Consider the following 960-nt stretch of genomic DNA (forward strand, 5'->3'; position numbering starts at 1 on the left):
TGGACGAGACCGACCGGCTCCGTACGGCGGCGGCGCTGGAGAACGTGCGCACGGGGGTGCCATCGTCCTGGCGCAATCCGGATACCGGCAACGAGTACGTCGTCACCCCCACACGCACCTACGAGACCAGTGGCGGTCCGTGTCGGGAGTACACCATGGAGGCGTCCATCGGCGGCCGTCCGGAGACGGTGTACGGCACCGCCTGCCGTCAGTCGGACGGCAGCTGGCAGGTCCAGGGCTAGGCGGGCGACCCCCCGTACCGTTCCGTGGGTGGTACCGGTGACCCGGTGCCGGTAATGCCCGAGTGTCGTGGCCGACCCGGCGGCGCAGGCGCCGCCGTCAGGGTGCGGTCCTGCGGGATCACGGACCGTGATTGCGGCCATCGTTACCTTTCATTTGCCGTGGACTGCTCACCCGGATAGCGTTCGGTGCGACGTGGGGCCGATGCACCGGAGGACGGCATGAACAGTATGGAATCGGCGGCGTTCCGCGCCCTCTTCGGGGTCCCGTACCCCGTTGTCCAGGCACCGATGGCCGGCGTGTCCACGCCGGCGCTGGCGGCAGCGGTGGCCGAGGCCGGCGGTCTCGGTTCGCTGGGGCTCGGCGGCAGCGGTGTCGAACAGGCCCGCGGGCAGATCCGGGAGCTGCGTGCCCTGACCGCGCAGCCGTTCAACGTGAATTTCTTCTGCCATACCCGGCCCCGGAACCGACCCGCCGTGACCCGCGCCTGGCTCGAGCGTCTGCGCCCGCACTTCGAGGCGCAGCACGCGGAGGTGCCGGAGTCCCTGGACGAGATCTATGTGCCGATCGACGCCAATCCGGCGATGGTGGCCATGCTGTGTGAGGAACAGCCTCCGGTGGTCAGCTTCCATTTCGGCGTGCCTGGTGTGGATATCGTCCGAAGCATCCACGGTTACGGCGGACGAGTGCTGATCTCGGTGACCACCCCCGCGGAGGGGC

Annotated in this window: 2 protein-coding genes; both read left to right on the forward strand. The window is 69.4% G+C overall.

Going from position 1 to position 960, the window contains the following annotated elements; genetic code table 11:
* On the forward strand, window positions 1-242 hold a 242-nt coding region (locus G7A99_RS21320; protein ID WP_240466370.1), incomplete at its 5' end, for an RT0821/Lpp0805 family surface protein.
* Window positions 243-461: 219 nt separating this feature from the next.
* Window positions 462-960: nitronate monooxygenase (locus tag G7A99_RS21325; protein WP_205599983.1), on the forward strand; the 499-nt coding region annotated here is incomplete at its 3' end.

This window comes from Arhodomonas sp. KWT (assembly GCF_010993615.1).